Below are 586 nucleotides of genomic sequence, written 5' to 3' on the forward strand. Positions count from 1 at the left end.
CGTCGGGCCGTCATCGAGGAAGGTCAGGTTCTGGCCGATGTTGAGCGTCGCAGCCGAGCTGTCGCCGTCCTTGTCGGTGATCGTTGCCGTCAGCGTCACCAGATTGTCGGCATTCAGGCTGACCGGCTCGTTCGGGTTGGCCGTCGGATGGACGACCGCACGCTGCTGGTCGAGCGTCACATTGCCCGACGCATCGGTGGTGACCGTGAACACGATCGCGCCGCCAATACCCGCACGGCCAACCACCTGGCCGGCTTCGAGGCTCAGCACCACGGCCTGGCCGCTCGCCGTGTCGACCAGACCGGTCGCTCCGGCATTGAAGCCAAGCGCATAGGTGATCGCACCAGCGCCGTCGGCGCCATAGCTCGACGTGAAGGCACCGGCGAAGCTCTGCGTGTCGTTGGTCGCGAGGACCGTCTCGTCGACCGTCAGCGAGTTGCTGGCGCCAGGCGCAGAGATCGTCGGGCCGTCATCGAGGAAGGTCAGGTTCTGGCCGATGTTGAGCGTCGCAGCCGAGCTGTCGCCGTCCTTGTCGGTGATCGTTGCCGTCAGCGTCACCAGATTGTCGGCATTCAGGCTGACCGGC

The 586-nt window shown here is 65.9% G+C and carries 1 protein-coding gene; it reads right to left on the reverse strand.

Annotated elements, in window-relative coordinates; translation table 11 throughout:
- Window positions 1–586 (reverse strand): DUF5801 repeats-in-toxin domain-containing protein (locus EN964_RS36590; RefSeq protein ID WP_245490762.1); only part of this gene is annotated, 586 nt, incomplete at both ends.

Source organism: Mesorhizobium sp. M7A.F.Ca.CA.001.10.2.1, from assembly GCF_003998575.1.
Taxonomy (GTDB): Bacteria; Pseudomonadota; Alphaproteobacteria; order Rhizobiales; family Rhizobiaceae; genus Mesorhizobium.